The organism is Dactylosporangium sp. NPDC005555, from assembly GCF_040605635.1.
Taxonomy (GTDB): domain Bacteria; phylum Actinomycetota; class Actinomycetes; order Mycobacteriales; family Micromonosporaceae; genus Dactylosporangium.
This window is the reverse complement of the sequence record NZ_JBEXDG010000013.1, coordinates 1-25,663: the sequence shown is the minus strand read 5'-3', so window position 1 is coordinate 25,663 and position 25,663 is coordinate 1. Positions and strand designations below refer to the sequence as shown.

The window sequence follows — 25,663 nt, the reverse complement described above, 5'->3', positions numbered from 1 at the left end:
TCATATCCACATCCCCTCGAACCGGGAGGACATGTGGGATTCAACAAGAGGTTCACGCGCGCAGCGGTCATCACCGCGGCGTTGACCGTGACCACGGCAGGCTTGTCTGCCCCGGCAAGCGCCGAAGCCGTAGCCAACACGGAATACACCGTGGTGGCCGCGGACAACGTATCCGCCGGTGACGCGGCCGCCGCCATCGCCAAAGCCGGTGGCAAGGTTGTCGCGACGAACGACACGGTGGGGATGTTCACCGTGCTGGCACCGCAGAGTGGTTTCGTCGAGAAGGCGGCAGCCTCCTCGAAGCTCGTCGGCGCCGCTCACCGCACCGCCATCGGCAAGGCGCCCAAGAAGCAGCAGCCGAGCAACATCGAAAAGGAAGCGCAGGCCGCGGCAGCGGCGGCGAAGAAGCCCGCCGGTGGCAAGAAGCCCGCCACCGCCGGTATGGACCCCTTGGACGACAAGCTGTGGGGTCTCAAGACGGTCCGGTCCGACCTTGCCCGCAAGGTCAACGCCGGTGACAAGCGCGTCACCGTCGGCGTCCTGGACACCGGCGTCGACGCGTCGCAGCCCGACATCGCCCCGAACTTCAACTGGGCGCTGTCGAAGAACTTCGCGCCGGACAAGGTCGACATCGACGGCCCGTGCGAGGTCGCCAGCTGCCTCGACCCGGTCGGCACCGACGACGGCGGCCACGGCACGCACGTCGCCGGCACCATCGGCGCGGCGGCGAACGGCTTCGGCATCTCCGGTGTCGCGCCGAACGTGTCGATCGTCGAGCTCAAGGGCGGCCAGGACTCGGGGTACTTCTTCCTCGAGCCCGTCGTCAACGCGCTCGTCCACGCGGGCCAGAACGGCCTCGACGTGGTCAACATGTCGTTCTACGTCGACCCCTGGCTCTTCAACTGCACCGCCAACCCGGCCGACTCGCCGGCCGCGCAGGCGGAGCAGCGCACCATCATCCGGGGCATGTTCCGGGCACTGACCTACGCGCACTTCAAGGGTGTCACGCTGGTCGGCGCGCTCGGCAACAACCACGAGGACAAGGGCAAGCCCCGCACCGACATCTCCAGCCCGGACTACCCGGCGGACGCCGCCTACGACCGGCCCATCGACAACGCGTCCTGCTGGGACCTGCCCGTCGAAGGCCCGTTCGTCATCGGTGTCTCCTCCCTCGGCCCGTCGCTGAAGAAGTCGGACTTCTCCGACTACGGTCTGGAGCGCATCGGCGTCTCCGCGCCCGGCGGCTGGTTCCGTGACGGCTTCGGCACGGACACCTTCCGCACCAACGAGAACATGATCCTCTCCACGTACCCGAAGAAGGTGCTGCAGGAGGAGGGCTCGGTCGACGCGGACGGCAACGTCCTGCCGGAGGCCGAGGGCCTGGTTTACAAGGAGTGCACCGCGGCAGGCAAGTGTGGCTACTACACCTGGCTGCAGGGCACCTCGATGGCCTCGCCGCACGCGGCCGGCGTCGCGGCGCTCATCGTCAGCGCGCACGGCAGCAAGCACGGCAAGGACTTCGGTCTCGAGCCGTGGAAGGTCGAGTACATCCTGTACCAGACCGCCGCCGAGCGCGCCTGCCCGACCCCCCGCCTGCAGACCTACCTGCAGGAGGGCCGCTCCGAGGAGTTCAACGCCCTCTGCGAGGGTGGCGAGCAGTTCAACGGCTTCTACGGCTTCGGCATCGTCGACGCCTACGCGGCCGTGACCACCAGGACCTGGTGGGAGCACCGCTAGTTTTCCCGGCCGCCTGGTGGCGTCATCTGTCTCGCGCCACCAGGCGGCCGCCCAGCAGGGCGTCGACCTTGCTCACCAGGGCGCTCGGCCGGATCGGTTTTGACGTGGTAGCCGGTGGTCGTCCTCGGCTACCAGTACCGTCGCGGCGGGCGCTTCCGGATCCTGCTCCATCGCCCCAGCTTAAGATCCTCTCCGTGGCGTATGAGGCGGCTTCGAGCCGATACCAGGACATGCAATACCGGCGCAGCGGTCGGAGCGGCCTGAAGCTCCCGGCGATCTCGCTCGGCCTGTGGCACAACTTCGGGCACGCCCGCGCGTACGAGACCCAGCAGGCGATCGTGCGTCGTGCCTTCGACCTCGGGGTCACCCATTTCGACCTGGCCAACAACTACGGGCCGCCGCCGGGATCCGCCGAGCTCAACTTCGGGCGGATCCTCGCCGAGGACCTGCTCCCCTACCGGGACGAGCTGATCATCTCCACGAAGGCCGGCTATGACATGTGGGACGGCCCCTACGGCGAGTGGGGTTCCCGCAAGTACCTGACGGCGTCGCTGGACCAGTCGCTGCGGCGGATGGGCCTGGAGTACGTCGACATCTTCTACTCCCACCGGCCGGACCCGGACACGCCCCTGGAGGAGACCATGGGCGCGCTGGACCGGGCCGTGCGGGCCGGCAAGGCGCTCTACGTGGGCATCTCCAACTACACGCCTTCGCAGACCGCCGAGGCGGCGCGGATCCTGCGGGAGCTGGGCACGCCGCTGCTCATCCACCAGCCGCGGTACTCGATGTTCGACCGCTGGATCGAGGAATCTCTCCTCGATGTGCTTTCTTCCGAGGGCGTCGGGTGTATTCCCTTTTCGCCGCTCGCCCAGGGGCTGCTGACGGACCGCTACCTTTCCGGCATTCCGGACGACTCTCGGGTGCGCACCAGCCGGTTCCTCAACGAGAGCGACCTGACCCCGACGCGGCTGGCCACCATCGAGGCGCTCAACGAGGTGGCCCGCGGGCGGGAGCAGAGCCTGGCGCAGCTCGCCCTGGCATGGGCGTTGCGCGACCCGCGGGTCACCTCACTGATCATCGGGGCGAGCTCGGTGACGCAGCTGGAGCAGAACCTGGGGGCACTGTCCGCTGCGCCGCTGGAATCCGACGAGCTCGACCGCATCGACGCGCTGCTAGCTGAGTAGCCCGTTCAGGGTCGCGATCACGGGCTGGAGGGCGGCGGGCACCGCGCCGTCCTTCGCCACGACCTCGTGGCCGCCATAGGTGATGCTGTACGTGTAGCCGTCCATGACGTTGGTGCTGCCGCTCTCCTTGGGCAGCTTCGCGAACCCGACCCCGTCCAGGGTGCTCTTGAGGGTCGTCACCTCGGCCGGGGTCAGTTTGCCCTCCTTGGTGCCGGCCTTGGTCGTCAGCGTCCACGCGCCGTCGGGGCGCACCACGAGGCGGTCGTTGGTGCCGGCCAGGCCCCCCTGACGGGTGAAGACCAGCAGCGTGTCACCGGCGTTCTGGCTCGCGCCCGCGCTCGCGCTGCTCGGCGCGCTCGCCGGGGCGCTGGTGACGGCCGGCGCGCTGCCGGCGTCGGCGGTCGTGTCCCCTGCGCCGTCCGCGCAGCCCGTCAGGGCCAGCGTGAGCAGGGCGGCGACGGCGATCGGGGTCCTCGACTTCATCGAAGGTGTCTCCATCTCTCTTGGACTTTCCGGTCGTGGTTCGGGTTCCCCGTGACGTGTTCCGTACTACCTGGGTGGTAACTCGCTCGTTTCTTGTCGTACCCCCACGACATGATTGCCCCATGCACCTCGACCCGTACCGTCACGTCCTCGCTCTCCCCGGCGTGCGGTCGCTCATGGTGCTGGCACTGCTGGCCCGCATCCCGATCACCGCCGTCGGGGTCACGATGACGCTGCACGTCGCGCAGGACCTCGATCGCGGCTGGGGCGCCGCGGGGCTGGTCGGCGCCGCCCTGACCGTCGGCACCGCCATCGGCGGCCCACTCAACGGCCGCTTCGTCGATCGTAAGGGCCTGCGCCCAGTGCTGGTCGTCACGACCGTCTGCGAGGCCCTCTTCTGGGCGGTGGCCCCCTCCCTGTCCTATCCGGCGCTGCTGGTCGGCGCCTTCGTCGCCGGCGTCTTCTCGCTGCCCGTGTTCTCCGTCGTCCGCCAGTCCCTCGCGGCGCTCGTCCCCGCCGAGCAGCGCCGCCAGGCGTATGCCCTGGACTCGATGTCGACCGAGCTGTCGTTCATGTCCGGCCCGCCGGTCGCCATCCTGCTCATGAGCAGCCTGTCCGGCCGCGTCACCATGTGGACGATCGGCGCGTGCCTCGTGCTCGCCGGGACCGCCCTCTTCCTGACCAACCCGCCGGTCCAGGCCCCCACCGACCCGGACGCCCCTGCCTGCGCCCCCGCCACACCGGTGCGCCGCCGCGACTGGGTCACCGCACGGTTCCTCGCCGTCTGCGCCGCCACGGCCGCCACCACGATGGTCCTCGCCGGCACCGACCTCGGCATCGTCGCCATGCTCCGCGAAACCGGCAAGGTCCAGTTCATCGGCGGCGTCCTGGCCGCCTGGGGCGCCTATTCGCTGATCGGCGGCTTCGTCTACGGCGCCATGACCCGCGCGGTGCCGCTCGTCGCGCTCCTCGGCGGCCTCAGCCTCTTCACCATCCCCATCGGCCTCACCGGCGACCGCTGGTGGCTGCTCTTCCTCGCCCTGCTGCCGGCCGGCGCCCTCTGCGCCCCCACCCTCAGCGCCAGCGCCGACCTGGTCAGCCGCCTGGTCCCCTCCCCCGCCCGCGGCGAGGCCATGGGCTGGCACGGCTCCTCCATGACCGTCGGCCTGGCCATCGGCTCCCCCCTCGCCGGCTGGGCCATCGACAGCGGGTCGCCGGGGTGGGGATTCGTGGCGGTCGGCTCGGTCGGCCTGCTCATCACGGGGGTGCTGCTCGCCCTGCGCCGCGGCAGCGCTCCGCTCGACCCGACCCCCGCCGGCCCACCCTCACCGGCCGCCACCCTGGCCGCCGCCACAACACCGGCCGCCCCCGCACCAGCCGCCTCGTAACCACGCCAGGCCAGCCGCTCCAGCGCATGGCCTGCGCCGCCGCCCGCCACCGTCAGCGGGCCAGGCCAGGCCAGGCCGTCGTGCGCCGCGACCGTGCTTCCGTCGACCGAGCCCGACCAGTCCGCTCTCGCCGGGGGTTTGCGTGATCCGGAAGAGTTGTTGCCGCTCTGGCGACAACGAGTCTTCCGGATCATGCGGGCGGCGGGTGTTCCACGAATGGGGTGTACCGGGCGGTTCGGGGGTTTGACGGACGCGGTGTCCACGGGCGGAGCCGCTCGTGACTTAACAGTTAAAGAGGTCTGCGGTGAGCGCGGGCGACCGTGTTCTCAGAGGGTGGGTGAAAGGTGTGGATCGTCAGCTTTTGGCCGAGTTCGGCGGACGAGTGGTCCGTTAAATCTTTGTGTTGGCACGTTTCGGGCAGGCTTCGCGCCGCGACGGTGCGGGAGCGGCTCGGTGGATCACCGAGCGTGTGCCGGCGGCGAGCGAAGCCGGCGGTGTGAGCACGCGCAGGGGCGCACGGAAGCACCCAGGGGCGCCGGATTGTCCGGAAGGGGACCGTTTCGGGATAGGGATCGACCACAACGGTGGATGCCGGACCGGCACGGAAGGCTGATTCAGGCGGCGTCGCCCGGTGGTGCGAATTCGGCCGGTGCGCCGGTGGGTATACGGCAGGCGAACGGAGTCTTGCCGCCGCTCAGACGGTGCGGCGTGCATCTTGCACGGCCCGGTGGGCGGCGCCGGTACGAGCGCGGCAACGGACGCCCGCGGCATCGGTGGGCGTCGTTGGACGAATGCGGTGTGGAGATCGAGATGGGAGGCGGACGTGTACTTCGTCACCCGTGACGGAGTGGGCGCAGGGCTGGACGGACCGAGTATTGCCTGGTCAGAGTGGCTGGATGCCGTCAAGTCGGATGAGTTGACGGGGTGTGGCACACAGGACGGAAGCCCGGACTACGGGTATCCAGGAGTGGGACCCATCGATGGGTCCTGTCCGGATCGACCGATAGGAGAGGTTTTGCTGGCAGTGAGGACAGCGACGGACGCGATCACGGGAAGGACCGTGACGGTCACGGAACGTATCCGTCGGGTGGAGACCGCTGGCATGGGCAACTCTCCGGAAAACTCGTCATCAATGGGGGTGAATCGGGCTATATTCACCCCGCTGCCTGCCATATCCAACGGGTCCGGCGACAAACGAGATGGTTGCGTCCGTCACTCAGCGCGGTACGATCCGCCAGAGCCGCCATGCGGTCGTCGGTGTGGAACCCCCTCCGCATCGCACCGCTCGTGGCACACCCGACGGAGGGCGATCTTGACTATCTGCTGCCCGCTTGCAGCAAGCGCGCCGGACGATCAGGCTGCGATGCGCACCTTGGCATCGCCATCCGTGGGGTCAGCAGATCGTGTGAGGTTCGCATGAGCACGGCGATGCAGGTCCGGCTTCGGCACTGGCCCGGAATGAAGGTCTCCTGGCTCGGCGCGGGTGCGGTCGTCCATTCGGGCGACGAGCCCAGCCCGGGCGCGGCGGCGCTGGTCGTCTCGCCGCACGGCTCGACCGAGTGTGCGGTGGTCATCAGCTCGCACACCGTCAAGCTGCAGCCCGCGATGGTCGAGGAGCTGGCCGAGGTACTGGCCAACGGCCTCCCGCGCGGCTTCACCGCGATGCGCTTCGTGGCGTGGGACGGTGCCTGCGCCACCAACGAGCGGCCGGCCGCGGCGCACATGATCGCCATGCGGCTCGGCATCGACGTGATCGCGGCCGCCGGGCCGCTGCTGGGCGTGCCGGGAGGGTCGCTGTTCGCGCCGATCGGGCGTGGCGAGCACCGGCCGGGTGGGTTCTGGCGGTTCCGGGCGGGCGCGCAGCCGCAGCGGGTCGGCTGGCGGTTCCCCGCCCCGCACTGGGAGCAGGACCTCGGCGAGGTGCCCGAGTTACCCGGTGACCTCGTCCTCGACCAGATTCCCGCGGGTCTGTGGCTGCACCGCCGCCGCGTCGGCAGCGTGACCGACCTGGCGTACTCGGTTCCGACGGACCACGCGAATCCCGCGATGATCCTGTCGCACCCGAATGAGGAGCCGCTGCACCGCGACGAGCTCATACGGGCCGTCTCCGTCATCCCGGCACTCGCAGCCGATCGGTGCGTCTTCACGCCGTACGGGCAGCGCCCGCTGCAGGACGGGCCCGTCGGGCCGGTCGTCGCCGACGTGCTGGGCCGCGCCGTGCACGTGCGTACCGGCCTGCCGTTGTGCGCGCCGGCAGGGCAGCGTGCCGTCGTCACGATCGACCAGAAGGGCCTCCCCCGCTGGCGGACGTTCGCCCGGGAGCTGTGGCACGCGCCGCGCAACGGCGCGCCGCGTCCCGTCGACTGGGTCAACCCGTGCCCCGACGTGCTCGACACGCCAGCGGGTGCGGCCACGTTCACGCTCGGCAGCGGCTGGGTCCTCGAGGTCGTCCAGGCGGGTGTGTGGATCCGCCCGGAGCACCTGACCGATCCCGCCGACTGGATCCGCGGGCTGCCGGTCGACGTCAACCGGTGCGCGGTCATCGTCGGCGCGCCCAACGCCCCGGAGCTGCCGCCGCCGGGTCATCTGATGGCGGATGTACTGGAGAAGCTGCCCGTCGACGCGCGCAAGCGCGCCTACCTGGCCGTGCCTCGCGGTGCCGCGCCCAACGTCTTCATCCTCGCGACGGCGCTGCGGGACTCGCTGCCGGAGCCGGGTGAGGTCGAGCTCGTCGCTCCGAGCGCCGCGCAGACGTCGACGACGGGTTCGTTCCCGGCGATCGGCTCAACGGACCCGCTCCCGGCGACCGGGTCGTTCCCGGCGGCGCACCGCCCCGACGGACCGTTCCTGGTCAACGGGCGGCCGGCCAACGGGCACCCGTCCGGCGCACACCCGACGGTGTCCCGGCCGGCGCACGCGTCGTTCGACCGGGAGATGTCTCAGGACGGCCCGCAGGACCCGTACCGCAACGGCTACGACGACCAGCGCACCGGCTCCTTCGAGCCGCTGACCAGCCCGGAACGCCGCAACGGCAGCGAGCACCGCAACGGCGCCGAGCCCCGCACGGGCAGCTTCGCACCGGTCGAGCCCCGCACGGGCGGCTTCGCACAGGTCGAGCCTCGCACCGGTGGTTTCGCACCGGTCGAGCCGGCCAGCGGGTCGTTCGCCGCCCCGCGCAACGGAGCCGACCCCCGCAACGGAGCCGACCCTCGCAACGGCGCAGAGCCGCGCAACGGCGGCGATCTCCGCAACGGTGCCGACCCGCGCAACGGCAGCGACCCTCGTACCGGCGCGGACCCGCGCAACGGCGGCGACCCCCGCAACGGTGGCGACCCCCGGCTCGGGGCGGACCCGCGCAACGGGCACGACGTCCGCAACGGCCACGACGTCCGCAGCGGTGACCCGCGGACCGGGGCGTTCGCGCCGGTCGACCCGCCCACCGGGGCGTTCGCGCCGCTGAGCCCGAACGGGACCAACGGCCACCACGCCCCCGGCGGCTTCGCCCCGCAGCACCCGGGTCAGCACGGCCCGCAGCATCCCGGACAGCAGCACCCGGGTCAGCACGGCGGTCGACCGGCCGAGAACGGTCGCGGGTTCGCCAACGGACGGGCGGAGAGCACCACGGCGTTCCCCGCCGCCGCGCCCGAGGGCTACCGCGGCGCGCCCGAGCCGATGCGCAACGGCTCCCACCCGGAGCTCAACGTCGCGCCGCCGCGGACGTACCACCGCGAGCAGCAGGCGTACGACACACCCGGCCACGACCCCCAGGGCCTGCAGGGCCGGCCGGCGAACGATGGCTACCGCTTCGACGCCCCGAACTACGACGAGCACCACTTCGACCTGCCGACGCCCCCCGGGCAGCGCGCACCGGTCCAGCGGATGCCCGCGCACGACGAGGCCGAGGACGCCACGGGCGGGGTCGAGGACACGTCGTCGATCCGGGCCGGCCGGGAGATCCGCTCGCACGGCAAGAAGGCGAAGGCCACCCGCGCCGACGACAAGACCAGCACGCAGGAGCTCGACCGGCTGCTCGGGTTCTTCGACGAGATCCGCCGCGCGAAGGCGTGGGACGAGGACGCGCCGGGCTCGGTGTCGGAGGAGTCGACGGCCCGCCGCGCGGCCGCCGGTCAGCCGCCCGCTGGACCCAGGCGCGCCCGCTAGGCGGCTCGAAACGCACGTACGGCCACGAACGGCCCGGTTCCCGAGCAGGGGACCGGGCCGTCGTGTTTTCGCGCGAACGTGGGTGGCCGACTAGGATCGGCCGGTGCTCGACATCATGCTGCCGCATTACGGCGACGTGGAGCTGCTGAAGCTCGCCGTCAACAGCGTCATCGCGCAGACCGACGACCGGTGGCAGCTCACCGTCCTGGACGACAGCACCACCGACGGCATCCCCGAATGGTTCGCCGCACTGGGGCACGAGCGCGTGCGGTACCGGCGGAACCCGGAGAATCTGGGGGTGACCGGCAACTTCCAGCAGTGCGTCGATCTCGCCACCGAGCCGTTCATGGTGATCATGGGCTGTGACGACGTGATGCTGCCCAACTATGTCGCGTCGGTGCACGCGCTCGTCGACGCGCACCCGGACGCGGTGCTGGTCCAGCCCGGGGTCGAGGTGATCGACGCGCGCGGCGACGTGGTTCGGACCCTCGCCGACTCGACGAAGCGCCGGGTGTACGCGCCGAAGATCGACGGCACCGTCGTCATGTCGGGCGAGGAGCTCGCGGTGAGCCTGCTGCGCGGCAACTGGCTGTACTTCCCGTCGCTGTGCTGGCGCACGTCGCAGATCAAGGCGGTCGGGTTCGACCCGTCGCTGAAGGTGATCCAGGACCTCGCGCTGATCCTGGAGCTCGTCGCCCGCGGCGGGTCGCTGGTGGCCACGGACGACGTGTCGTTCCGCTACCGGCGGCACGGCTCCAGCCTGTCGTCGTCGTCCGCGGTGACCGGCGGCCGGTTCAGCGAGGCCCGTGAGTTCTTCCTGGCCGCGGCGGCGCGGATGGACGCGCGCGGCTGGCACCGGGCGGCCAGGGCGGCGCGCTGGCGGCTGTCGTCGCGCATCCACGCCCTGACCATGGTGCCGGCGGCCGCGAAGCAGCGCAGCGGCAGCAGCGTCGGCGTCCTGACGCGATACGCGCTGGGCCGCTGACGACGCAGGGCAAAGAAGCGGAGAGGGTGGGAGTCGAACCCACACGGGCGTGAGCCCAACGCCGTTTTCGAGACGGGTGCCGGCACCTATCGGCTGGCCTCTCCCCGCGACCATACGACAGTGCGAAGTCATCTTCGACGCAATAATTCACCACGGCGTTCACCGGTGGGGTGAGCCGGCCATGGCCGAGGGTGATTCGCTCGTCGTGGGCCGGGTACCCGTCGCATCATGGACGAGGCGGGCGCCGAGCGCGCCGACGGCCAGCGCCTGGACCTCGACGGGGTCGGTCACGGTGCGCAGCTGGTCGGACAGGTCGAGCAGAAATGCCCGGCGTTCCTCGGCGTCCCGCAGTTCGTCCTCGATGGCCCGCCGCCGTGTCACGTCGGCCGCCACCCCGACCAGCCGGTCAGGCCGCGGCGGGTCGCCCTCGAAGTACGCCCGTGCGGTGACCGCCACCCACCGGTACGAACCGTCGCCGCGGTCCACCCGGATCTCCTGGCTGAGCAGACGGGTGCCGGCCGGGTCGAACGCCGCGGCGACCGCCCCGGCGTACCGGTCCCGATCGTCGGGGTGGATCATCGAGGTCAGGGCCGCGGCCAGGTTCAGCACCCCGTCGGGCGGCAACGCGAACAGCTCCAGCATGCGCGCGTCGGGTTCGCCGTGATCGCGCTGTGCGTACCAGACGAACGTCCCCATCCCGGCCGCGTCGAGCGCCAGCTGGAGGCGTTCCTGTTCGGATCGCTGCATCGCCCCGCTCCGCTCGTGACCGGGGGCAATGCGCCCGACCGCCCAAGTATGCCCGCGACGCCCGGCTGGTCAGGTGGTCGGTTCGTCCGACGTACGACGGGGCAGCGCGGCGGTGTGCCCGTAGAAGTTGCGAATCTTGACGACGACCCGGTCGTATTCGTCGAGATCGATGGGTTTGGTGACGTAGGCGTTGGCGTGCGAGCCGTAGCTACGGATCACGTCGTCGTCCGCCGCGGACGTGGTGAACACGATCGTCGGGATGGACCTGAGGTCGCCGTCGGCCTTGATCTCGGCGAGGGCCTGCCGGCCGTCGACGCGGGGCATGTTCAGGTCCAGCAGGATCAGGTCCGGCCGCGGGACGTCACCGTACGGAGGCTGACGCCGCAGAAACGCGAGCGCCTCACCGCCGTCGGCGACGTGGTGCAGCCGGCTGGCGATGCGGTGCTCGGCGAACGCGCTTTCCACGAGCGCGACGTCGCCGAGGTCGTCCTCGACCACGAGCACCTGCAGCTGATCATCGGTCATTGGCTCGTTCCTTCACGCCGTCGCCCACCATCGCGCCCGCCGATCACGACTGCCGAGGTCCGGGGCGGCGTCCCCCAGACGCCAGAACTGTATCCCGATCACATACCCCGGCAGATCCGGGCGACCGGGTGCCGTCGACACCGGGCGCCGGCCGTCCGGCGCGTCCAGCGTCGCGGTGGTCGGTGCGAGGTGTCGCCGGGTGTGCCGGCTCCGTGCTCGAACCAGGCGCAGCCGCGCTTCGACGCAGCGGTGCGACCGGGCGCGACGGTACGGTGACTGCCATGGGCGAGGTTGAGGTCGTTACCGAGTCGGAGCGGGCGGCGCGGCTGCTGGCCGCCGAAGCCGGCGCGATGGAGTTGTTCGCCGAGGTGGAGCGGCGCGGGCTGATCGCGGCCGGCCGCCGTGACCGGCAGGTCAGCGACGAGATCCGCGACCTCGCGGGCAGCATGTTCGGCGTGCGGACGTACTGGCACAAGCGGATCGTCCGGTCCGGGCCGCACACGCTGCAGCCGTACAAGGAGAACCCGCCGGACCGCGTGATCGAGGCCGACGACATCGTGTTCGCCGACTTCGGGCCGGTCTTCGACGGGTGGGAGGCCGACTTCGGCCGCACCTTCGTCCTCGGCGACGATCCGGTGAAGCACCGCCTCAACGCCGACCTCGCGACGATCTTCGCCGCCGGGCAGCGGTTCTTCCTGGACCGGCCCGACATCACCGGCGAGCAGCTGTTCACCCACGTGCGGCAGCTCGTCGCAGACGCCGGCTGGGAGATCGGCATCCCCCACACCGGGCACACCCTCGGCGAGTTCCCGCACGAACGCATCGAAGGCGACAAGGTCACGTACTACATCACGCCGGGCAGCGACCAGCCGCTGCGCCGCGCCGACGCTGCCGGGCGCGCCTGCCACTGGATCCTCGAGCTCCACCTCGTCGACCGCGAGCACGGGTTCGGCGGCTTCTACGAACAGCTCCTCGACCTCCAGCACCGGCCCGCGGCGCGATGAGCGCGACGAGGACGGCGGCGCGATGCGGGAGCTCAGCGGCTGCGGGCGCCGCCGTTGTAGACGATGACGTCGTCGCGGGCGCCGTACTCGGCGAAGGTGGCGAGGGCCTCGGCGCGCAGGACGTCGGTGCGCACCTCGACGCCGCGGGCCCGCAGTTGCTCCTTCCAGTCGGGGCGCATCGGGCCCTCGTCGAAGCCGGTGAGGTGTTCGACCTCGTCGCCCTCGCCGGCGACGACGAGACGGGCGACGCCTGACCACAGGACGGCGCCGTAGCACATGGCGCACGGGCGCCAGTTGACGGCGAGTTCGACGGCGCCGCGGTCCGGGCCGCCGAGGTTCCACGTGCCGAGGTGCGCCTGGGCGAGGGACAGCGCGACGACCTCCGCGTGCATCCCCGACAGGCCGCTGGCGAGGACCAGGTTGACGCCGACGGCGATGATCTCGCCGGTACCGGCGTCGGTGACCACGGCGGCGAACGGCCCGCCGGTGCCCTCGCGGTGGTTGCGGCCGGCGAGGCGGTGCGCGACCCGCATCCGCTCCTCGACGCCCGGCAGCACGGGGTCGACGTGGGCGAGCTCGGCGGCGACCCAGTCGGGCAGCTGCGCGCCGAACCTGGTGGTGGTCATCTCCATGGCGGACCTCCTTATGCGGTGAAGAAGTGGCTGAGGCCGAGGCCGCGCAGGCCGCGCCGGTACGCCACGGAGCTGCGGTCGGCGGGGATGTTGACCTCGATGCGCGGGTCGAGGGGCAGGTTCTCCGGCTGCTGCACCTCGACGATGCGCCGGTCCTCGGTGAAGATCCGCAGGTTGAAGTCGAAGATCTCCTGCGCCGGCTGGCCGGTGTCGAAGTCCTTCGCGATCGGCGCGAACATCCGGGTGCGGCGCGCGGAGACCGGCGAGGCGGCGTTCATGATGCACAGCCGGCCGCCGTCGGGGAAGTGCACGACCAGGGTCGCGGTGAACGGCAGGTGCAGCGCGAACCGGCGCAGCCACAGGAAGCCGGGCGGCGCCGGGTTCGGCACGCCGTGCGGGACGTTGGGCACGGTGGACCGGTAGTCGACGGTGAACCCGTCCGCGGTGGTCACCGGGTTGTAGGCGGGGACCTCGACGTTGTCCGGGTCGCCGAACGTGTCGAGGTGCACGAAGCCGAAATGCGCGACGTCCAGGAAACCCTCGACCTGCCGGCCGGCGAACGCGGCCACGTCGAACGGCGGGCACGTCACCCGCTGGAACCCGGGCTCGTCCCAGCCCGGCATCGGCGGCACACCATCACCGGAGCCGGCCAGGCTCGTCCAGATCAGCCCGTACCGCTCGACGACCGGATACGTGCGCAGGTGCAGCCTCGCCGGGATCTTCGCCGCCGGATGCGCGGGCACCGCGACACACGCCCCACCGGCGCCGAAGCGCAGCCCGTGATAGGCGCAGGCGATGGCGGTACCGTCGCCGACACCGAACGACAAGGGCACCCCTCGATGCGGGCAGAGATCGTCGGCGACGACCACGGTGTCAGCGGCGCGGTAGACGACCAGTCGGGCGTCGAGCAGCGTCGCCGCGACCGGGGCGTCGCCGACGTCCGCGCTGCGGGCGACCGGATACCAGCCACGGGCGAGGATGGCCCAGTCCGCGGGCTCGAAGGTGCAGTTGCGGGGCAGCGGACCGGCGGCGGCGCGCGCCGGTACGGCGTCGATGATGGTCATGGCGAAGGCTCCGTCCGGAGGGCAGGGTGGACCGCGGTTTCAGCGCTGCGGTTGCCTGCCGTGCGCGACCCGGCCACGGGTCCACGCGCTCTGGTGGGTGCGGCGGCGCACATCGGTCACCCGCACTCACCCCCTCGACACCTCGTCCCGGCCCATGCTCCGCGTGCGGCGTTTCACCGACGTTTCCGCGGTGTTGGATCCTGTACGCACGGCGGCACGCTCACAGCGGCCGGATCCGGTCCGGGAGGTCTTGGTTGCACGGGCGAACCCGGAACGGCACACCGCGGACACCCCGTTGCGGTGCGGTACAGGCATGCCCGCCACAGAAGCCCAGGTGATCCCGCCGATGACGGACCCGCGCCGGCACGCGGGCATGCCCTGGGCGCAGGCGTACGCCACGGCGTGGCAGGTCGCGCGGCCGCTCGCGCCGGTATGGCTGCCGGTCGGCGACGCGGTGCGGCAGCCGCTCGCGGCGCCGGTCGAGGCGCGCACGGCGGCGCCGGCCTTCGACGCCGCCGCGATGGACGGCTACGCCGTCGCCGGCGCCGGGCCGTGGCAGGTCGTCGGCCGGATCCTCGCCGGCGGTCCGGACCCGGTGCCGCGGCTCGAACACGGCGACGCGGCCGAGATCGCCACCGGCGCCCGCGTCCCCGCCGGCGCGGAGGCGGTGCTGCCGTACGAGGACTGCCACCGGTGCGGCGACATCGTGTCCGGTCCGCGGACCGCGCGGACCCACATCCGCCGGGCCGGCGAGGACACGGCGCCCGGCGATCTGCTCGCACCCGCCGGGCGGGTGTTCACGGCGACGGCGGCCGCGGCCGCCGCCCAGGTCGGCGTCGAGCGGGTCCGGGTGCGTCCGCGGCCGGGCGTGGACGTGCTCGTCACCGGCGACGAGGTCGTCCTGCACGGCCGTCCGGGGCCGGGACAGGTCCGGGACGTGTTCGCACCCCTCGTCGCCGCCGTCACCGACCGGGCCGGCGGTGAGCTCCGCTCGTACCGCCGCGTCGACGACGACCCGGCGGCGTTGCGGACGGCGATCGACGCCGCGGAGGCGCCGGTACTGGTCGTCACCGGTTCGTCGTCCGTCGGCGTCGCGGACCACCTCCACGGCGTCCTCGACGATTGTCCGGCGACCTGGCACGTCGACGGGGTGGCCTGCCGTCCCGGGCATCCCCAGGCGCTCGCCCGCACCGCCGGCGGGCGGTGGGTCGTCGGCCTGCCCGGCAACCCCTACGCCGGGCTGGTCGCCGCGCTCACCCTCCTCGAGCCGCTGCTGGCAACCCTCGCCGGCCACCACCGCCGCCCGCTGCCGGCGGCCCCGGTCTCCGGCACGGTCACACTCTTCCCCGGCGGATGCCGGATCGTCCCGGTCGAGACGACCGGCGACGGTGCCCGCATCCTGCCCGGCGCACGGTCGGCAAGCCTGCGCGCCGCCGCCGCAGCCGACGCGCTCGCCGTGCTCGACGCGGGCTGGACCGCCGGCACGGCGGCGCCGTTGCTGCGCCTCCCGTAGCGCCACCCGCGGTGCGCGTCGCACCCGACCACTACGGCAGCGCCACACCCACCTCGGTCGACTTGATCAACGCGACCGCGGCGGCGCCTTCAGCGAGGTCGAGGTCCTCGGCGGCGTCCCTGGTGATCGCCGCCGTCACCGTCGCCCCACCGTCGATGGTCAGCTTGACGGTCGTCATCACCACGCCGTGCTCCACGGCCGTGACGGTGCCGGCCAGCTGGTTGCGGATGCTGATCCGTGGCACCGCGGCGGCGGCGACCGCGACCTCGGTCGACTTCACCAGCACCAGCACGGCCGTGCCCTCGTCCAGGGTCAGGTCCCGCGCGGACTCGGCGGTGATCGCGGCGGTGACCTCCTGCCCGCCGTCCAGCCGCACCTTCACGGTGCTCATCGCCTCGCCGGACGCGACACCTGCCACGGTCCCGGCGAACTGGTTACGGATGCTCAACCGCACACGATCACCCCTTCTGCTCCCGTCCCCGGTCACGTCCACCGTAGCCGTGGCCCGGGCGGCGAGCCGGCGGATCCGGTGGTTACCGGGGTCAGGCCCTGCGCACGGCGACGGCCAGGAACCGATGGGGCGGGTCGTCGTAGCCGGTGATCCAGCACCTCCGTCCACCGTTGTGCCTGCTCACTGCTCAGGTCGGCGGTCATCGCGCTGCCCCGTTCATCACTCCATCATGCAGATGCGGGGCCGATGAGACCAGGCTCTCGAAGACGCCAGCCTCCTGACCGGTTTTGTGCCGCAGATGCGGTCGATAGGGTGACCTGGTGACCGTGTTCCGGATCAGTGAGGCAGCCGAGCTGCTCGGCGTGAGCGCGGACACCGTCCGGCGTTGGGTCGACGCCGGCCGGCTGCCCGCCATCCGGGACGACAACGGCCACCGGCTCATCGACGGTGTCGACCTCGCCCAGTTCGTCCGGACCCAGAGCGCCGACCCCAGCGTGCGGGCCGACGGGTCCTCGGCCCGCAACCGGCTGCGCGGCATCGTCACCGCGGTCGTCAAGGACACGGTGATGGCGCAGGTGGACATCCAGGCCGGGCCCTTCCGGGTGGTGTCGCTGATGAGCCGGGAGGCCGTCGACGAGCTCGACCTGCAGGTCGGGTCGGTGGCCATCGCAGTGATCAAGTCGACCACGGTCGTGGTGGAGCGCTCCACCCCCGGCCGTCGCGAATAAGGGAGGAACAGCTCGTGACATCCCGTTGGATCCGCACCACCCTCACGGCACTCACAGCCGTGACCGTCGTGGGGCTCAGCGCCTGCGCCGACGATACGAAGACCGCCGGCCCGCAGCCGTCCGCCCGCAGCGCCAGCAGCGCCGCGACGGTCACCGGTGACGTCACGGTGTTCGCGGCCGCGTCGCTGACCGAAACGTTCAAGGCGATCGGCAAGGACTTCGAGACCGCCAACCCCGGCGCGAAGGTCACGTTCAACTTCGCCGGCAGCTCGGCCCTCGCCACCCAGATCAACCAGGGCGCGCCCGCCGACGTGTTCGCCTCGGCGGCGCCGGCCAACATGAAGACCGTCACCGACGCCGGCGGCGGTGAGGGCACCGCCACCACGTTCGTGAAGAACCAGCTGGTCATCGCGGTGCCGAAGGGCAACCCGAAGGCGATCAAGGGGCTCGCCGACCTCACGAAGCCCGGCGTCAAGGTGGCGTTGTGCGCCGAGCAGGTGCCGTGCGGCGCCGCCGCGAAGAAGGCCCTCGACACCGCCGCGGTCAAGCTCACCCCGGTGACCCTGGAGCAGGACGTGAAGGCCGCACTGTCGAAGGTGAAGCTGGGCGAGGTCGACGCGGCGCTGGTGTACCGCACCGACGCGAAGGTCGCCACGGCGGACGTCGACGGCGTCGAGTTCCCCGAGTCCGCCGGTGCGATCAACGACTACCCGATCATCGTGCTCAAGAAGGCCAAGAACGCGGCCGGCGCGCAGGCATTCGTCGCCTACGTCCTGTCGGACAAGGGCAAGGCCGTGCTCACCGCCGCCGGCTTCCAGGCCCCGTAGCACCGACGATGCCGATCGTGGACGACACCGGGGCGGCGCGGCCGGCGAAGGTCGCGCCGCCCCGGCGGCAGCGGATCCCTGTCGGACTGCTGCTGCCGGCCGGGCTCGGCCTGCTGTTCCTCACCTTCCCGCTGATCGGCCTGCTGGTCCGCGCGCCCTGGACCACGCTGCCGCGGCGGCTCACCGAGCCGGGCGTGCTGACCGCGCTGTGGCTGTCGCTGCAGTGCGCCAGCCTCGCCACCGTCGCCTGTGTCCTCCTCGGGGTGCCGCTCGCGTGGCTCCTCGCCCGCGTCGAGTTCCCCGGCCGGCGCCTCGTCCGGGCGCTGGTCACCGTCCCGCTCGTGCTGCCACCCGTCGTCGGCGGCGTCGCGCTGCTCCTCGTCTTCGGCCGCAGAGGACTGCTCGGCGAATGGCTCGACACCACATTCGGCATCACGTTCCCGTTCACCACGACCGGCGTCGTCATCGCCGAGGCGTTCGTGGCGATGCCGTTCCTCATCATCGCCGTCGAAGGGGCCCTCCGCGGCGCCGACAGCCGCTACGAAGAGGCCGCCGCCACCCTCGGCGCCGGCCGGTGGACCACGTTCACCCACGTCACGCTGCCGCTCGTCGCGCCCGGCATCGCCGCCGGGGCGGTGCTGTGCTGGGCCCGCGCGCTCGGCGAGTTCGGGGCGACCATCACGTTCGCCGGCAACTACCCCGGCACGACACAGACCATGCCGCTCGCCGTGTACCTGGCCCTCGAAACCGACCTGGATGCCGCGATCGTGCTCAGCCTGATCCTGCTCACCGTCTCCGTCGCCATCCTCGCCGGACTCCGCGACCGCTGGATCACCAGCCCATGACCGACGACATCGGCACCAACGGCGCGGCGGTCGACGCGCACATCGTCGTCGACCGCGGCACGTTCCGCCTCGACATCCGGCTGCGCATCGACGCCGGGCAGGTCGTCGCGCTGCTCGGCCCGAACGGCGCCGGCAAGACCACCGCGCTGCGCGCCCTCGCCGGACTGCAACCACTCACCGCCGGGCACGTCACCGTCGACGGCGCCGACCTCGACCGCCCCGACCGGCGCCGCTACACCCCGCCGGAACGCCGCCCGATCGGCGTCGTCTTCCAGGACTACCTGCTGTTCCCACACCTGACCGCGCTGGACAACGTCGCCTTCGGCCCCCGCCGGCACGGCGTCGACCGGCGCACCGCCCGCGAACAGGCCGCCGGCTGGCTCGCCCGGGTCGGGCTCACCGAGCACGCCCGGCGCAAACCGCGCCAGCTCTCCGGCGGACAGGCCCAGCGGGTCGCCCTCGCCCGCGCGCTGGCCGTACACCCGGCGCTGCTGCTGCTCGACGAGCCCCTCGCCGCCCTCGACGCCCGCACCAGGCTCGACACCCGAGCCGAACTGCAACGGCACCTCGCCGAACACCGCGGCGCCGCGCTACTGGTCACCCACGACCCGCTCGACGCGCTCGTCCTCGCCGACCGGCTCGTCATCGTCGAGGACGGCCGCGTCGTGCAGGAAGGCGACGCCGCGACCATCACCGCCCAGCCCCGCACCGACTACGTCGCCCGGCTCGTCGGCCTCAACCTGTACCGCGGCCACGCCGACGGCCACACCGTCGTCCTCGGCGACGGGTTCAGCCTCACCGCCGGCGACCGGCTCGACGGCGACGCGTTCGTCGTGTTCCGGCCCTCCGCGGTCGCGCTGCACCCGACCCGGCCCGACGGCAGCCCCCGCAACACGTGGGCCGCCACCGTCACCGGCATCCAGCGCCACGGCGACAACCTGCGCATCCAGCTCACCGGCCCGATCACCGCCGCCGCCGACGTCACCCCGGCCGCCGCCGCGCACCTGGACCTCTCCCCCGGCCAACCGGTGTGGGCCGCGGTCAAGGCCAGCGAGACACACGCCTACCCGGCCGGCGGGGCATGATCTCGACTATTCCTACCTGGTGGATATAGAATTTGGTCACAGCGACCCCCATCGCTGGAATCTGTCTCGCACCCGGAAGGCACGAGTCATGAGCGACAACACCCCCGCACCACCGCCCGAGGTCTCCCGCGCCAACCGCCTCGCCCTCTCCGAGGACTGGGCCGCGACCGCCGTCGGTCTGATCCTGCTCGTCCTCATCCTCGCCGGCGTCATCACGAAGGGCCTGGTGCCCTGATGTCCACGACCGACGACACCACAACCCCCACCACCGGAGCGACCACCGAGCCCGCCACCGCTGCGGCGCCCTGGCCGTGGACCGTGCTCGGGCTGGTCATCCTCCTCGGCCTCGCCATCGGCACCCGCTGGCTCGACCACCACATCCCGCTCGACGTGAAGGGCAAGAGCTACGCCAAGTACGTCACCGCGATCGAGTACCCCGTGTACGCGATCGTCCTGGGCCTGCTCGGCAATGTGGTGCTGACCCTGCTCGGCATCCGCGACCGGGTCGCCGCCGCGTTCCGCACCGAGTTCTTCATCAAGACCGGCCTCGTCCTGCTCGGCGCCTCCAGGGGCCTTCCCCACCTTCGTCCTGCCGGTGCGGCTCGACGAGCGGGACCCGCCCGCCGAGGTACAGCAGCACGGCAGCGAGCCGCGCACCCGTGGTTTCGCACCGGCGGTTTCGCCTCCGTCCCGACGGCGCGAGCCGTCCCATCCGGTGACCTCCCGAGCCGGCCGCCGGCGGCAGACGAACTCGCGGTCGCCCGCCGCGGCGACGGACGCCACGCCCGGGGTGGTCAGCGCCGTTCCGGCCGCCCGGCCAGGGCCGTCCGGCCGGCGAGGACACCGTCGCTGACCGCGCCGACCAGCGCCCCGGCGACGAGCAGCGCACCGCCGAGCCCGGCGGACCAGTCTTTGAGGTCGACGTTGTAGACGATGTTCGCCGACCAGGGCACGAGGCCGGGAGTGCTGAACACGGCGAGCACCCCGAACGAGGCGATGCTCGCGACCGGTGTGGCGAACAGCGCCGCCAGCAGCAGCCCGACCCCCAGCACCAGGCACCACTCGGCGAGGAAGGCCGTCGCGTCGATCGACCAGTGCAGCATCGGCAGGACCGGCAGCGGGCTGGCCACGGCGGCGACAGCGAGACCCGACACCCACAGCAAGCGGGCCGGCTGGCGAGGACGTGACCGGGTCGCTTCCAGGCTCGCGGCACGACCGACCAGGCAGCGGCTGACGACCGCGGCAGGCAGCAGCATGAGCAGCATCGCCACCGTGTCGAGCGTCGCGCTGCCCTTCGGGCCGAACTGCAGCCCCAGCGCCGACACGCTGAACCGCGACGCGCCCGCCACGCCGACCCAGACCAGCGCGTACGCGGCAACGGCACGGCCGGTCACACCGTGCGCCTTGGCGTACACCCACAGCAGCCGCCCACCGGCACCTGAGATCACGCTGCCGTCCCGCACGTCAGGATGTCGCGCTTGTGCTGGCTGAACCACTGACCGCGTTCAGCGCCGGACATCGCGGTGAACCGGGCGACGCCTTCGGCGACCTTCTGGTCGTCCGCGACGATCGCCGCGGTCGCCACCTCACCGGGGAAGTTGCCGCCGCCGGTGGGCAGACCGTTCACGGTGAGCCACCAGTGGTAGAGCAGCACGGCGGTGCGCTGCCCGGGCGGCGGCGCCGACCCGTCGGTGGTCGCCGCGACGCACGGGGCGAAGAAGAGACCGGTTCCGAGATATGCGGGAAAGGCCCGCTCGTCGATGCTGTGTGCGGGCATCGTGAAATGCTCCGCCAGCGGCACGACGACGAAGCCGGACCCGGCCGGCACCGGTCGCCCGGCGAACTTCGCCGAGTTCGGCAGCAGCTCGGCGCTCTGCACGAAGGTGACGTCGGTGAGGTCCACGCCGTCCAGCCGGGCGATGCCGGACGTGAGCAGCCGCCGGTACTCGTCGGCGAGATGTTCGTGAGCCCGGTCGACGCAGGTCCGGGGAGGCCCGTCGGTGCATACGGCCGCGTACGCCGACGGGAGGTCGGCGCGGGCACCGGCGACCGTGAACATGGCGGCCAGGGCGAACCCGGCGACGACCGCCGAGCCGTAGGCGGTCCTGCCGGCTGCGAGGGTCCAGGCCAGCAGCGCCACGCCCACTGCGAGCGCCAGGATCGTCTTCGACACGAGCAGCTCGGCGGGCACGGTGAGGTAGTCACGGGGCGTGTCGTCCATCGGCAGCAGATCCTGGAAGAACAGGTTGTCGGTGTACACGTCGGTGTACACCACCCACATGTACGCGATGTACGGCACGACGGCGGCCACGACAGGCGCGAGCAGCGGCGGGACGAACCGGCCGCACACCGCGCCGGTGCCCACCGCCGCGAGCGCCGAGGCCGGCAGCGGCAGCATCTCCAGGATGTCGGCGTGACCGCTGACCGCCTCGGGCGCCGTCCGGATGGCGACGTATGCGATGTCCGCCAGGTAGCCCGCCAGGCCGCCGCAGAGGACGGTGACCAGACCGGGCGCGTAGACCCGCAACCGGGTCCGCGACGACGTCGCCAGCAGGTGCTCGTAGCGCCCCCGCCGCGGCGCGGCAACGGTCCAGGCCGTCGCGGCGGCGATGAGGCATGAGCCCCACAGCGCGGCCCAGCCGACGGTCGCGCTCGTGTTCGGCCAGTGCCCGACCCACCGCTCCGATCGTTCGCTGATCGTGGCGACGCCCTGCAGCGCGACGAGGACCGAGACCCCGGCGAAGAGCGCGATGCGGCCGCGGATGAACCCGTGCGGCACGCGCATCGTGATCATGCGGTGCCTTCCAGGACCGCCTGGAAGCCCTGACGCAGGCCCTTGAGCCCTTCGGGCGCGCCGGCGGCTCCGGCGAGCTCCCGCGGGTTTCCGGTCCACCGCACCGAGCCGGCGTCGACCACCACGATGGTCTCGGCCAGCGCTTCGACGTCTTCGAGCAGGTGGGTGGCGATCACCGTGACCTTGTGCGAACGCAGCTGCCGAATCAGCTCATGGAACCCGTCGCGCTGCTCTGGGTCGAGGCCGGCGGTCGGCTCGTCGAGAATCAGCACCTGTGGGTCGGCGGCGATCGCCGCCGCCAGGCCTGCCCGGCGAAGCTGACCGCCGGAGAGCTCCCGCAACCGAACCTTCGCCTTCGCCCGCAGGTCCACGACGCGGAGCACCTCGGCGACGCGGTCCGCGACATCGGCCGCGGGCACTTCCTTGAGCCACGCCGCATACGCGACGAACTCGGCCGTCGTCATGTGCGGCGGGAAGCCGAACTCCTGTGGCAGCCAGCCGACGGTGCGCAGCACCCGGCGCCCGGCACGGGAGCGGCCATCGATGTCGTCGGACGCGAACCGCACGCTTCCCGACGTCGGCCTGGCCGCTCCCGCGAGCATTCTCATCAAGGTCGTCTTTCCCGCGCCGTTGCGCCCGAGCAGAACATTGGCGCCGACCCCGAGAGTGAGGTCCACATTGCTCAAGACTGTCTTCCGGCCGTACTTGAAGGACAGCGTCTTGACCTCAAGCACTCGGGAGTCGTTCATGAATTACCCTGGGTTCTACTCGGCGTTAGGGTGGCGTCGCCGCCGACATTGACGTGGCTGGTGGAGACGACCACCAACATCGAGATCGCCCCGAAAATCGGGGTTCGCGATCCGCCGTAGCCGTCCGCAAGAGAGGACCAGCCGGCAACTGCGCCACATCCAGACAAAATTGGCGAGGGTTGAGAGGCGCTGCCCTCGACCGTCACACGAAGTAGAGCTTACAAATCCCGGGAGGGTGGCGCGAACCGGCCTGCCTCAGTGCTATTTGCACTGAAGATTCTCTATGCCTTACGGGACACCGCACCGCGCCACGATGTGGTATCGCCGATGCGGAAAGGACCGCTGCTCAGAGGCCGGTCCCGAAACCTCCGGAACCAGCCTCTGAACTGCACATATGTGGCGCCCTTGGGAGGGATCGAACCTCCGGCCTCTTCGTTCGTAGCGAAGCGCTCTCGTTCCGCTGAGCTACAAGGGCATGGTGGTGCGCGGAAAGTGAGGGGATCGAACCCCCGCGGGGTCGTCCCCCGTCGACGGCTTAGCAAGCCGCAGCCTTACCTCTCGGCCAACCTTCCAGGTGGAACCGGGCCCGGCGGGGAGGTAGCAGGGCCCCGCCGGGCCTATCGGTTCAGCGCTGGGTGAGTGCGTGCCACGTCGGGACCGACGGCTGGACACGCAGCACCATGCCCGCTTCGGCGGGGGTGCGGTCGCCCTTGCGCTGGTTGCAGGCCGTGCAGGCCGCAACGGTGTTCTTCCAGGTGTTCCGCCCGCCCCGGGACCGGGGCAGGATGTGGTCGATGGTGGTGGCGTCCTTGTCGCAGTAGCCGCACCGGCGGCCGTCACGGGCGTGGACCCCGGCGCGGGACCAGGCCGGCCCGCTGCCGAAGCGCCAGCGGGTGACGACGTAGGACACGAGCCGCACGACCTTCGGCATCGGGTAGACCCCGATGAGCCGGTCGGGCTCGGACTCGTGCACCACGGCCACCTCACGCAGCAGCATGCGCACCGCGTGGCGGAGGGTGACCCGGTGCAGGGGTCCGAGGTCGGCGTTGAGAACGAGTACCGCGGTCACCGGGCCTCCCTTCGCTGTCTGCTTCCCAACTGATACCAAACGATCTTGCGTGCCGTGAGCGGGATTCGAACCCGCACTTATCCCATTTTGAGCGGGACGCCTCTACCGGTTGGGCTACCTCGGCGAATGGTCGTGCAATGCTATTCGGGCACAAAAAAGCCGCCCATTGTCGTGGGCGGCGGAAGAGGAGGGAACAAACCCTATCCTCGCCACCGTCCAGGACGCTCAGAGCGGGCCGACAGGCCGCTGAGCAGCGTCTTTTCCCAGGCTCGGGACGCGCCTGATCGACCGACGGGCATCGGTCGTAGCTCGCTTCGCTCTGCCATTGCGGTCTCCCTTCGCGTTCGTAGTGGATCTTGATGTTCCTCGTTGATGTATGCAAAGATACGACCCCGGCGCCGCCGCGGCAACCATTTTAAAATCCAGCGGCGCCGGCGGTCCTTCAGGCGGCGGCCGTGTAGTGCGCGAGGTACAGGTCCATCTCGTCGGTGGACTCGTCGCCCTCGTTGACGCTGAACCAGAGGGCGTTCTCGAGCCAGAACCGGTGGATGAACTGTTCGAAGCTGTCCGCGGCGTGGACCATGTTGGCGACGAGGGCGCCGGGGTCGACCTCCTCGAGGCCGACGATCTCCAGCAGCCACGGCGAGGCGATCACGAACGGTTCGACGCCGGACCGCAGGTACAGGTACCAGATGACGGCGTCCTGCTGATCGCGCAGGAACCGGACGAGCTGCGCGGCGGGCTCCACGGGGCTCGGCACGGGCCGGGGCGCCAGGTCGAAGTCGCAGCCGGTGCAGGACGGGATGGCGTCCATGAGGACCTGGCTGCTCATGAAGCGTTTGAACGCGGCGGGCAGCTCGACGTGCGCGGCGAGGGCGCCGAGGTCCATGGCGCGCAGCGGGTCGTGGGGCGCGTCGGGGACCAGCCAGCTGAAGGTGCCGTCGAAACGTGACTGGTCCACTACCGGCAGGCTCTCGGTGGGGTACAGCTCGTAGGTACCCATGCTTGCCCGGGCGCTGCCCAGGTCCGTGCCCCACCAGCCGCGCGGAAAGTCGATCGTCATGTGTCGCACGGTACGACGCCGCCTGGTGTTCTTCCGTCGCCTATCGGACCAAGACGAGCGCGTTTCAGGTCACGATGTACTGGCCGGCTCCAGGTCCGGGATCTGCGGAAGTACGCCGAGGTAGCTGAGCTTCTCCACGATCGCCTCGGCGGTGAAGGGCTTGATGACGTACTCGTGCGCGCCGGCGGCGAGGGCGCGCACGATCTGCCCGTGTTCGCTCTCGGTCGTGACCATCATCAGGGTCATCTGCCGGAGGTGCTTCTGCTTGCGGACCGCCATCACGAACTCGAGGCCGTTCATCTCCGGCATGTTCCAGTCGATCAGGGCGAGCCCGGGTTGCAGGTCGTGGTCCCAGATCTGGTCGAGGGCGTCCTTGCCGTTGGTGGCCTCGCGGACCTCGAAGCCCAGCGGCAGCAGGATCCGTTTGAGGATGCCCCGCATGGCACGCGAGTCGTCGATGACCATGGCGAGCTTCGTGTCCATTCAGACTCCGGCAGGTTGGTAGGTGGTCGTCTCGTACGGGTCGGTCGTCGTGTCGATCTTCGTGTGGAAGAGGGGGTCGGCGGCGAGGATGGCGCGGCGGACGTCGAGGAGTTCGGTGACGCGTTGCTGGATGACGGCGGAGCCGA

24 protein-coding genes and 4 tRNA genes are annotated in these 25,663 nt (G+C 71.3%); 13 read left to right on the top strand and 15 right to left on the bottom strand.

The features are described 5' to 3' along the window. Positions 1 to 33: 33 nt before the first annotated feature. Entirely contained in the window at positions 34 to 1,737 is a 1,704-nt protein-coding gene (locus tag ABZS58_RS16965; protein WP_354782297.1) for a S8 family serine peptidase, read from the top strand. Between the two features lie 230 nt (positions 1,738 to 1,967). Then, positions 1,968 to 2,921, top strand: a complete 954-nt coding sequence (gene mgrA / locus ABZS58_RS16960; protein WP_354782661.1) for an L-glyceraldehyde 3-phosphate reductase — start codon at positions 1,968 to 1,970, stop codon at positions 2,919 to 2,921. On the opposite strand, the gene ABZS58_RS16955 is transcribed toward mgrA, so the two are convergent. Beyond that, positions 2,910 to 3,404, bottom strand: coding sequence for a hypothetical protein (locus ABZS58_RS16955; protein WP_354782295.1), 495 nt, complete (start codon positions 3,402 to 3,404; stop codon positions 2,910 to 2,912). The genes mgrA and ABZS58_RS16955 overlap by 12 nt on opposite strands. Positions 3,405 to 3,526: 122 nt before the next feature. On the opposite strand from ABZS58_RS16955, the gene ABZS58_RS16950 reads away from it, so the two are divergent. The 3 genes from ABZS58_RS16950 to ABZS58_RS16940 all read left to right on the top strand — a co-directional run bounded on the left by ABZS58_RS16950 (position 3,527) and on the right by ABZS58_RS16940 (position 9,938). Beyond that, the gene (locus ABZS58_RS16950) at positions 3,527 to 4,792 is read left to right on the top strand and encodes an MFS transporter (protein WP_354782293.1); all 1,266 of its coding nucleotides are present in this window, start codon (positions 3,527 to 3,529) and stop codon (positions 4,790 to 4,792) included. 1,416 nt (positions 4,793 to 6,208) lie between these two features. Then, positions 6,209 to 8,953, top strand: coding sequence for a hypothetical protein (locus tag ABZS58_RS16945; RefSeq protein ID WP_354782291.1), 2,745 nt, complete (start codon positions 6,209 to 6,211; stop codon positions 8,951 to 8,953). A 103-nt stretch (positions 8,954 to 9,056) separates the two neighbouring features. Continuing rightward, on the top strand, positions 9,057 to 9,938 hold the full coding sequence (locus ABZS58_RS16940) for a glycosyltransferase (protein WP_354782289.1): 882 nt from the start codon (positions 9,057 to 9,059) through the stop codon (positions 9,936 to 9,938). Positions 9,939 to 9,956: 18 nt separating this feature from the next. Here the strand turns inward: ABZS58_RS16940 and ABZS58_RS16935 are convergent. The 3 genes from ABZS58_RS16935 to ABZS58_RS16925 all read right to left on the bottom strand — a co-directional run bounded on the left by ABZS58_RS16935 (position 9,957) and on the right by ABZS58_RS16925 (position 11,210). After that, positions 9,957 to 10,042 (bottom strand) — tRNA-Ser (locus ABZS58_RS16935). Between the two features lie 55 nt (positions 10,043 to 10,097). Further along, positions 10,098 to 10,685 carry a PAS domain-containing protein gene (locus ABZS58_RS16930; RefSeq protein WP_354782287.1) on the bottom strand — a complete coding sequence of 196 codons (588 nt, stop codon included), beginning with the start codon at positions 10,683 to 10,685 and terminating at the stop codon, positions 10,098 to 10,100. 69 nt (positions 10,686 to 10,754) lie between these two features. Further along, positions 10,755 to 11,210, bottom strand: coding sequence for a response regulator (locus ABZS58_RS16925; protein ID WP_354782285.1), 456 nt, complete (start codon positions 11,208 to 11,210; stop codon positions 10,755 to 10,757). A 281-nt stretch (positions 11,211 to 11,491) separates the two neighbouring features. Here ABZS58_RS16925 and ABZS58_RS16920 point away from each other — a divergent pair, with 281 nt between their 5' ends. Then, entirely contained in the window at positions 11,492 to 12,214 is a 723-nt protein-coding gene (locus ABZS58_RS16920; RefSeq protein ID WP_354782283.1) for a M24 family metallopeptidase, read from the top strand. 32 nt (positions 12,215 to 12,246) lie between these two features. On the opposite strand, the gene ABZS58_RS16915 is transcribed toward ABZS58_RS16920, so the two are convergent. Further along, positions 12,247 to 12,846, bottom strand: coding sequence for a nucleoside deaminase (locus ABZS58_RS16915; RefSeq protein WP_354782281.1), 600 nt, complete (start codon positions 12,844 to 12,846; stop codon positions 12,247 to 12,249). A gap of 11 nt (positions 12,847 to 12,857) precedes the next feature. Next, positions 12,858 to 13,910 (bottom strand): aromatic ring-hydroxylating dioxygenase subunit alpha, encoded by a 1,053-nt coding sequence (locus ABZS58_RS16910; RefSeq protein ID WP_354782279.1) that lies wholly within the window; start codon positions 13,908 to 13,910, stop codon positions 12,858 to 12,860. 313 nt (positions 13,911 to 14,223) lie between these two features. Between ABZS58_RS16910 and ABZS58_RS16905 the strand changes: the two genes are divergently transcribed. Then, a complete protein-coding gene (locus ABZS58_RS16905; RefSeq protein ID WP_354782277.1) occupies positions 14,224 to 15,423 on the top strand; it encodes a molybdopterin molybdotransferase MoeA in 1,200 nt (399 codons plus the stop codon). Between the two features lie 31 nt (positions 15,424 to 15,454). Here the strand turns inward: ABZS58_RS16905 and ABZS58_RS16900 are convergent, their stop codons facing one another. Next, on the bottom strand, positions 15,455 to 15,877 hold the full coding sequence (locus ABZS58_RS16900; RefSeq protein WP_354782275.1) for a TOBE domain-containing protein: 423 nt from the start codon (positions 15,875 to 15,877) through the stop codon (positions 15,455 to 15,457). Between the two features lie 317 nt (positions 15,878 to 16,194). On the opposite strand from ABZS58_RS16900, the gene ABZS58_RS16895 reads away from it, so the two are divergent. The 6 genes from ABZS58_RS16895 to ABZS58_RS16870 all read left to right on the top strand — a co-directional run bounded on the left by ABZS58_RS16895 (position 16,195) and on the right by ABZS58_RS16870 (position 20,289). Continuing rightward, positions 16,195 to 16,602, top strand: coding sequence for a helix-turn-helix domain-containing protein (locus ABZS58_RS16895; protein WP_354782273.1), 408 nt, complete (start codon positions 16,195 to 16,197; stop codon positions 16,600 to 16,602). Positions 16,603 to 16,616: 14 nt separating this feature from the next. Next, positions 16,617 to 17,429: a molybdate ABC transporter substrate-binding protein gene (gene modA / locus ABZS58_RS16890; protein WP_354782271.1), complete on the top strand. Its 813-nt coding sequence runs from the start codon at positions 16,617 to 16,619 to the stop codon at positions 17,427 to 17,429. 17 nt (positions 17,430 to 17,446) lie between these two features. Next, a complete protein-coding gene (locus tag ABZS58_RS16885) occupies positions 17,447 to 18,274 on the top strand; it encodes an ABC transporter permease (protein ID WP_354782269.1) in 828 nt (275 codons plus the stop codon). Next, complete coding sequence (locus ABZS58_RS16880; RefSeq protein WP_354782267.1) at positions 18,271 to 19,359, top strand: ABC transporter ATP-binding protein; 1,089 nt, start codon at positions 18,271 to 18,273, stop codon at positions 19,357 to 19,359. The genes ABZS58_RS16885 and ABZS58_RS16880 overlap by 4 nt, the downstream gene beginning before the upstream one ends. An 88-nt stretch (positions 19,360 to 19,447) precedes the next feature. Then, entirely contained in the window at positions 19,448 to 19,594 is a 147-nt protein-coding gene (locus ABZS58_RS16875; protein WP_354782265.1) for a hypothetical protein, read from the top strand. Then, positions 19,594 to 20,289 carry a hypothetical protein gene (locus tag ABZS58_RS16870; protein WP_354782263.1) on the top strand — a complete coding sequence of 232 codons (696 nt, stop codon included), beginning with the start codon at positions 19,594 to 19,596 and terminating at the stop codon, positions 20,287 to 20,289. The genes ABZS58_RS16875 and ABZS58_RS16870 overlap by 1 nt, the downstream gene beginning before the upstream one ends. 514 nt (positions 20,290 to 20,803) lie before the next feature. Here ABZS58_RS16870 and ABZS58_RS16865 read toward each other — a convergent pair. From ABZS58_RS16865 to ABZS58_RS16830, 8 genes are all read right to left on the bottom strand, one after another. Next, complete coding sequence (locus ABZS58_RS16865) at positions 20,804 to 22,153, bottom strand: hypothetical protein (RefSeq protein ID WP_354782261.1); 1,350 nt, start codon at positions 22,151 to 22,153, stop codon at positions 20,804 to 20,806. Next, positions 22,150 to 22,902: an ATP-binding cassette domain-containing protein gene (locus ABZS58_RS16860; protein ID WP_354782259.1), complete on the bottom strand. Its 753-nt coding sequence runs from the start codon at positions 22,900 to 22,902 to the stop codon at positions 22,150 to 22,152. Before ABZS58_RS16860 ends, ABZS58_RS16865 begins: the two co-directional genes overlap by 4 nt. A 397-nt stretch (positions 22,903 to 23,299) precedes the next feature. After that, positions 23,300 to 23,377 (bottom strand) — tRNA-Arg (locus ABZS58_RS16855). A gap of 11 nt (positions 23,378 to 23,388) precedes the next feature. After that, positions 23,389 to 23,474 (bottom strand) — tRNA-Ser (locus ABZS58_RS16850). Between the two features lie 53 nt (positions 23,475 to 23,527). Continuing rightward, positions 23,528 to 23,971 carry an HNH endonuclease gene (locus ABZS58_RS16845; protein ID WP_354782257.1) on the bottom strand — a complete coding sequence of 148 codons (444 nt, stop codon included), beginning with the start codon at positions 23,969 to 23,971 and terminating at the stop codon, positions 23,528 to 23,530. A gap of 50 nt (positions 23,972 to 24,021) precedes the next feature. Beyond that, a tRNA-Leu gene (locus tag ABZS58_RS16840) sits at positions 24,022 to 24,095 on the bottom strand. A 318-nt stretch (positions 24,096 to 24,413) separates the two neighbouring features. Continuing rightward, positions 24,414 to 25,034: a hypothetical protein gene (locus tag ABZS58_RS16835; protein WP_354782255.1), complete on the bottom strand. Its 621-nt coding sequence runs from the start codon at positions 25,032 to 25,034 to the stop codon at positions 24,414 to 24,416. Between the two features lie 69 nt (positions 25,035 to 25,103). Beyond that, a complete protein-coding gene (locus ABZS58_RS16830) occupies positions 25,104 to 25,517 on the bottom strand; it encodes a response regulator (protein ID WP_354782253.1) in 414 nt (137 codons plus the stop codon). Positions 25,518 to 25,663: the final 146 nt, after the last annotated feature.

Bases quoted from the DNA above. Each gene is read 5' to 3' on its own strand.
- mgrA (WP_354782661.1), top strand. From the start codon at position 1,968: ATGCAATACCGGCGCAGCGGTCGGAGCGGCCTGAAGCTCCCGGCGATC.
- ABZS58_RS16955 (WP_354782295.1), bottom strand. From the start codon at position 3,404: ATGAAGTCGAGGACCCCGATCGCCGTCGCCGCCCTGCTCACGCTGGCC.
- ABZS58_RS16950 (WP_354782293.1), top strand. From the start codon at position 3,527: ATGCACCTCGACCCGTACCGTCACGTCCTCGCTCTCCCCGGCGTGCGG.
- ABZS58_RS16945 (WP_354782291.1), top strand. From the start codon at position 6,209: ATGAGCACGGCGATGCAGGTCCGGCTTCGGCACTGGCCCGGAATGAAG.
- ABZS58_RS16930 (WP_354782287.1), bottom strand. From the start codon at position 10,685: ATGCAGCGATCCGAACAGGAACGCCTCCAGCTGGCGCTCGACGCGGCC.
- ABZS58_RS16925 (WP_354782285.1), bottom strand. From the start codon at position 11,210: ATGACCGATGATCAGCTGCAGGTGCTCGTGGTCGAGGACGACCTCGGC.
- ABZS58_RS16920 (WP_354782283.1), top strand. From the start codon at position 11,492: ATGGGCGAGGTTGAGGTCGTTACCGAGTCGGAGCGGGCGGCGCGGCTG.
- ABZS58_RS16915 (WP_354782281.1), bottom strand. From the start codon at position 12,846: ATGGAGATGACCACCACCAGGTTCGGCGCGCAGCTGCCCGACTGGGTC.
- ABZS58_RS16910 (WP_354782279.1), bottom strand. From the start codon at position 13,910: ATGACCATCATCGACGCCGTACCGGCGCGCGCCGCCGCCGGTCCGCTG.
- ABZS58_RS16905 (WP_354782277.1), top strand. From the start codon at position 14,224: ATGCCCGCCACAGAAGCCCAGGTGATCCCGCCGATGACGGACCCGCGC.
- ABZS58_RS16880 (WP_354782267.1), top strand. From the start codon at position 18,271: ATGACCGACGACATCGGCACCAACGGCGCGGCGGTCGACGCGCACATC.
- ABZS58_RS16875 (WP_354782265.1), top strand. From the start codon at position 19,448: ATGAGCGACAACACCCCCGCACCACCGCCCGAGGTCTCCCGCGCCAAC.
- ABZS58_RS16870 (WP_354782263.1), top strand. From the start codon at position 19,594: ATGTCCACGACCGACGACACCACAACCCCCACCACCGGAGCGACCACC.
- ABZS58_RS16865 (WP_354782261.1), bottom strand. From the start codon at position 22,153: ATGATCACGATGCGCGTGCCGCACGGGTTCATCCGCGGCCGCATCGCG.
- ABZS58_RS16860 (WP_354782259.1), bottom strand. From the start codon at position 22,902: ATGAACGACTCCCGAGTGCTTGAGGTCAAGACGCTGTCCTTCAAGTAC.
- ABZS58_RS16835 (WP_354782255.1), bottom strand. From the start codon at position 25,034: ATGACGATCGACTTTCCGCGCGGCTGGTGGGGCACGGACCTGGGCAGC.
- ABZS58_RS16830 (WP_354782253.1), bottom strand. From the start codon at position 25,517: ATGGACACGAAGCTCGCCATGGTCATCGACGACTCGCGTGCCATGCGG.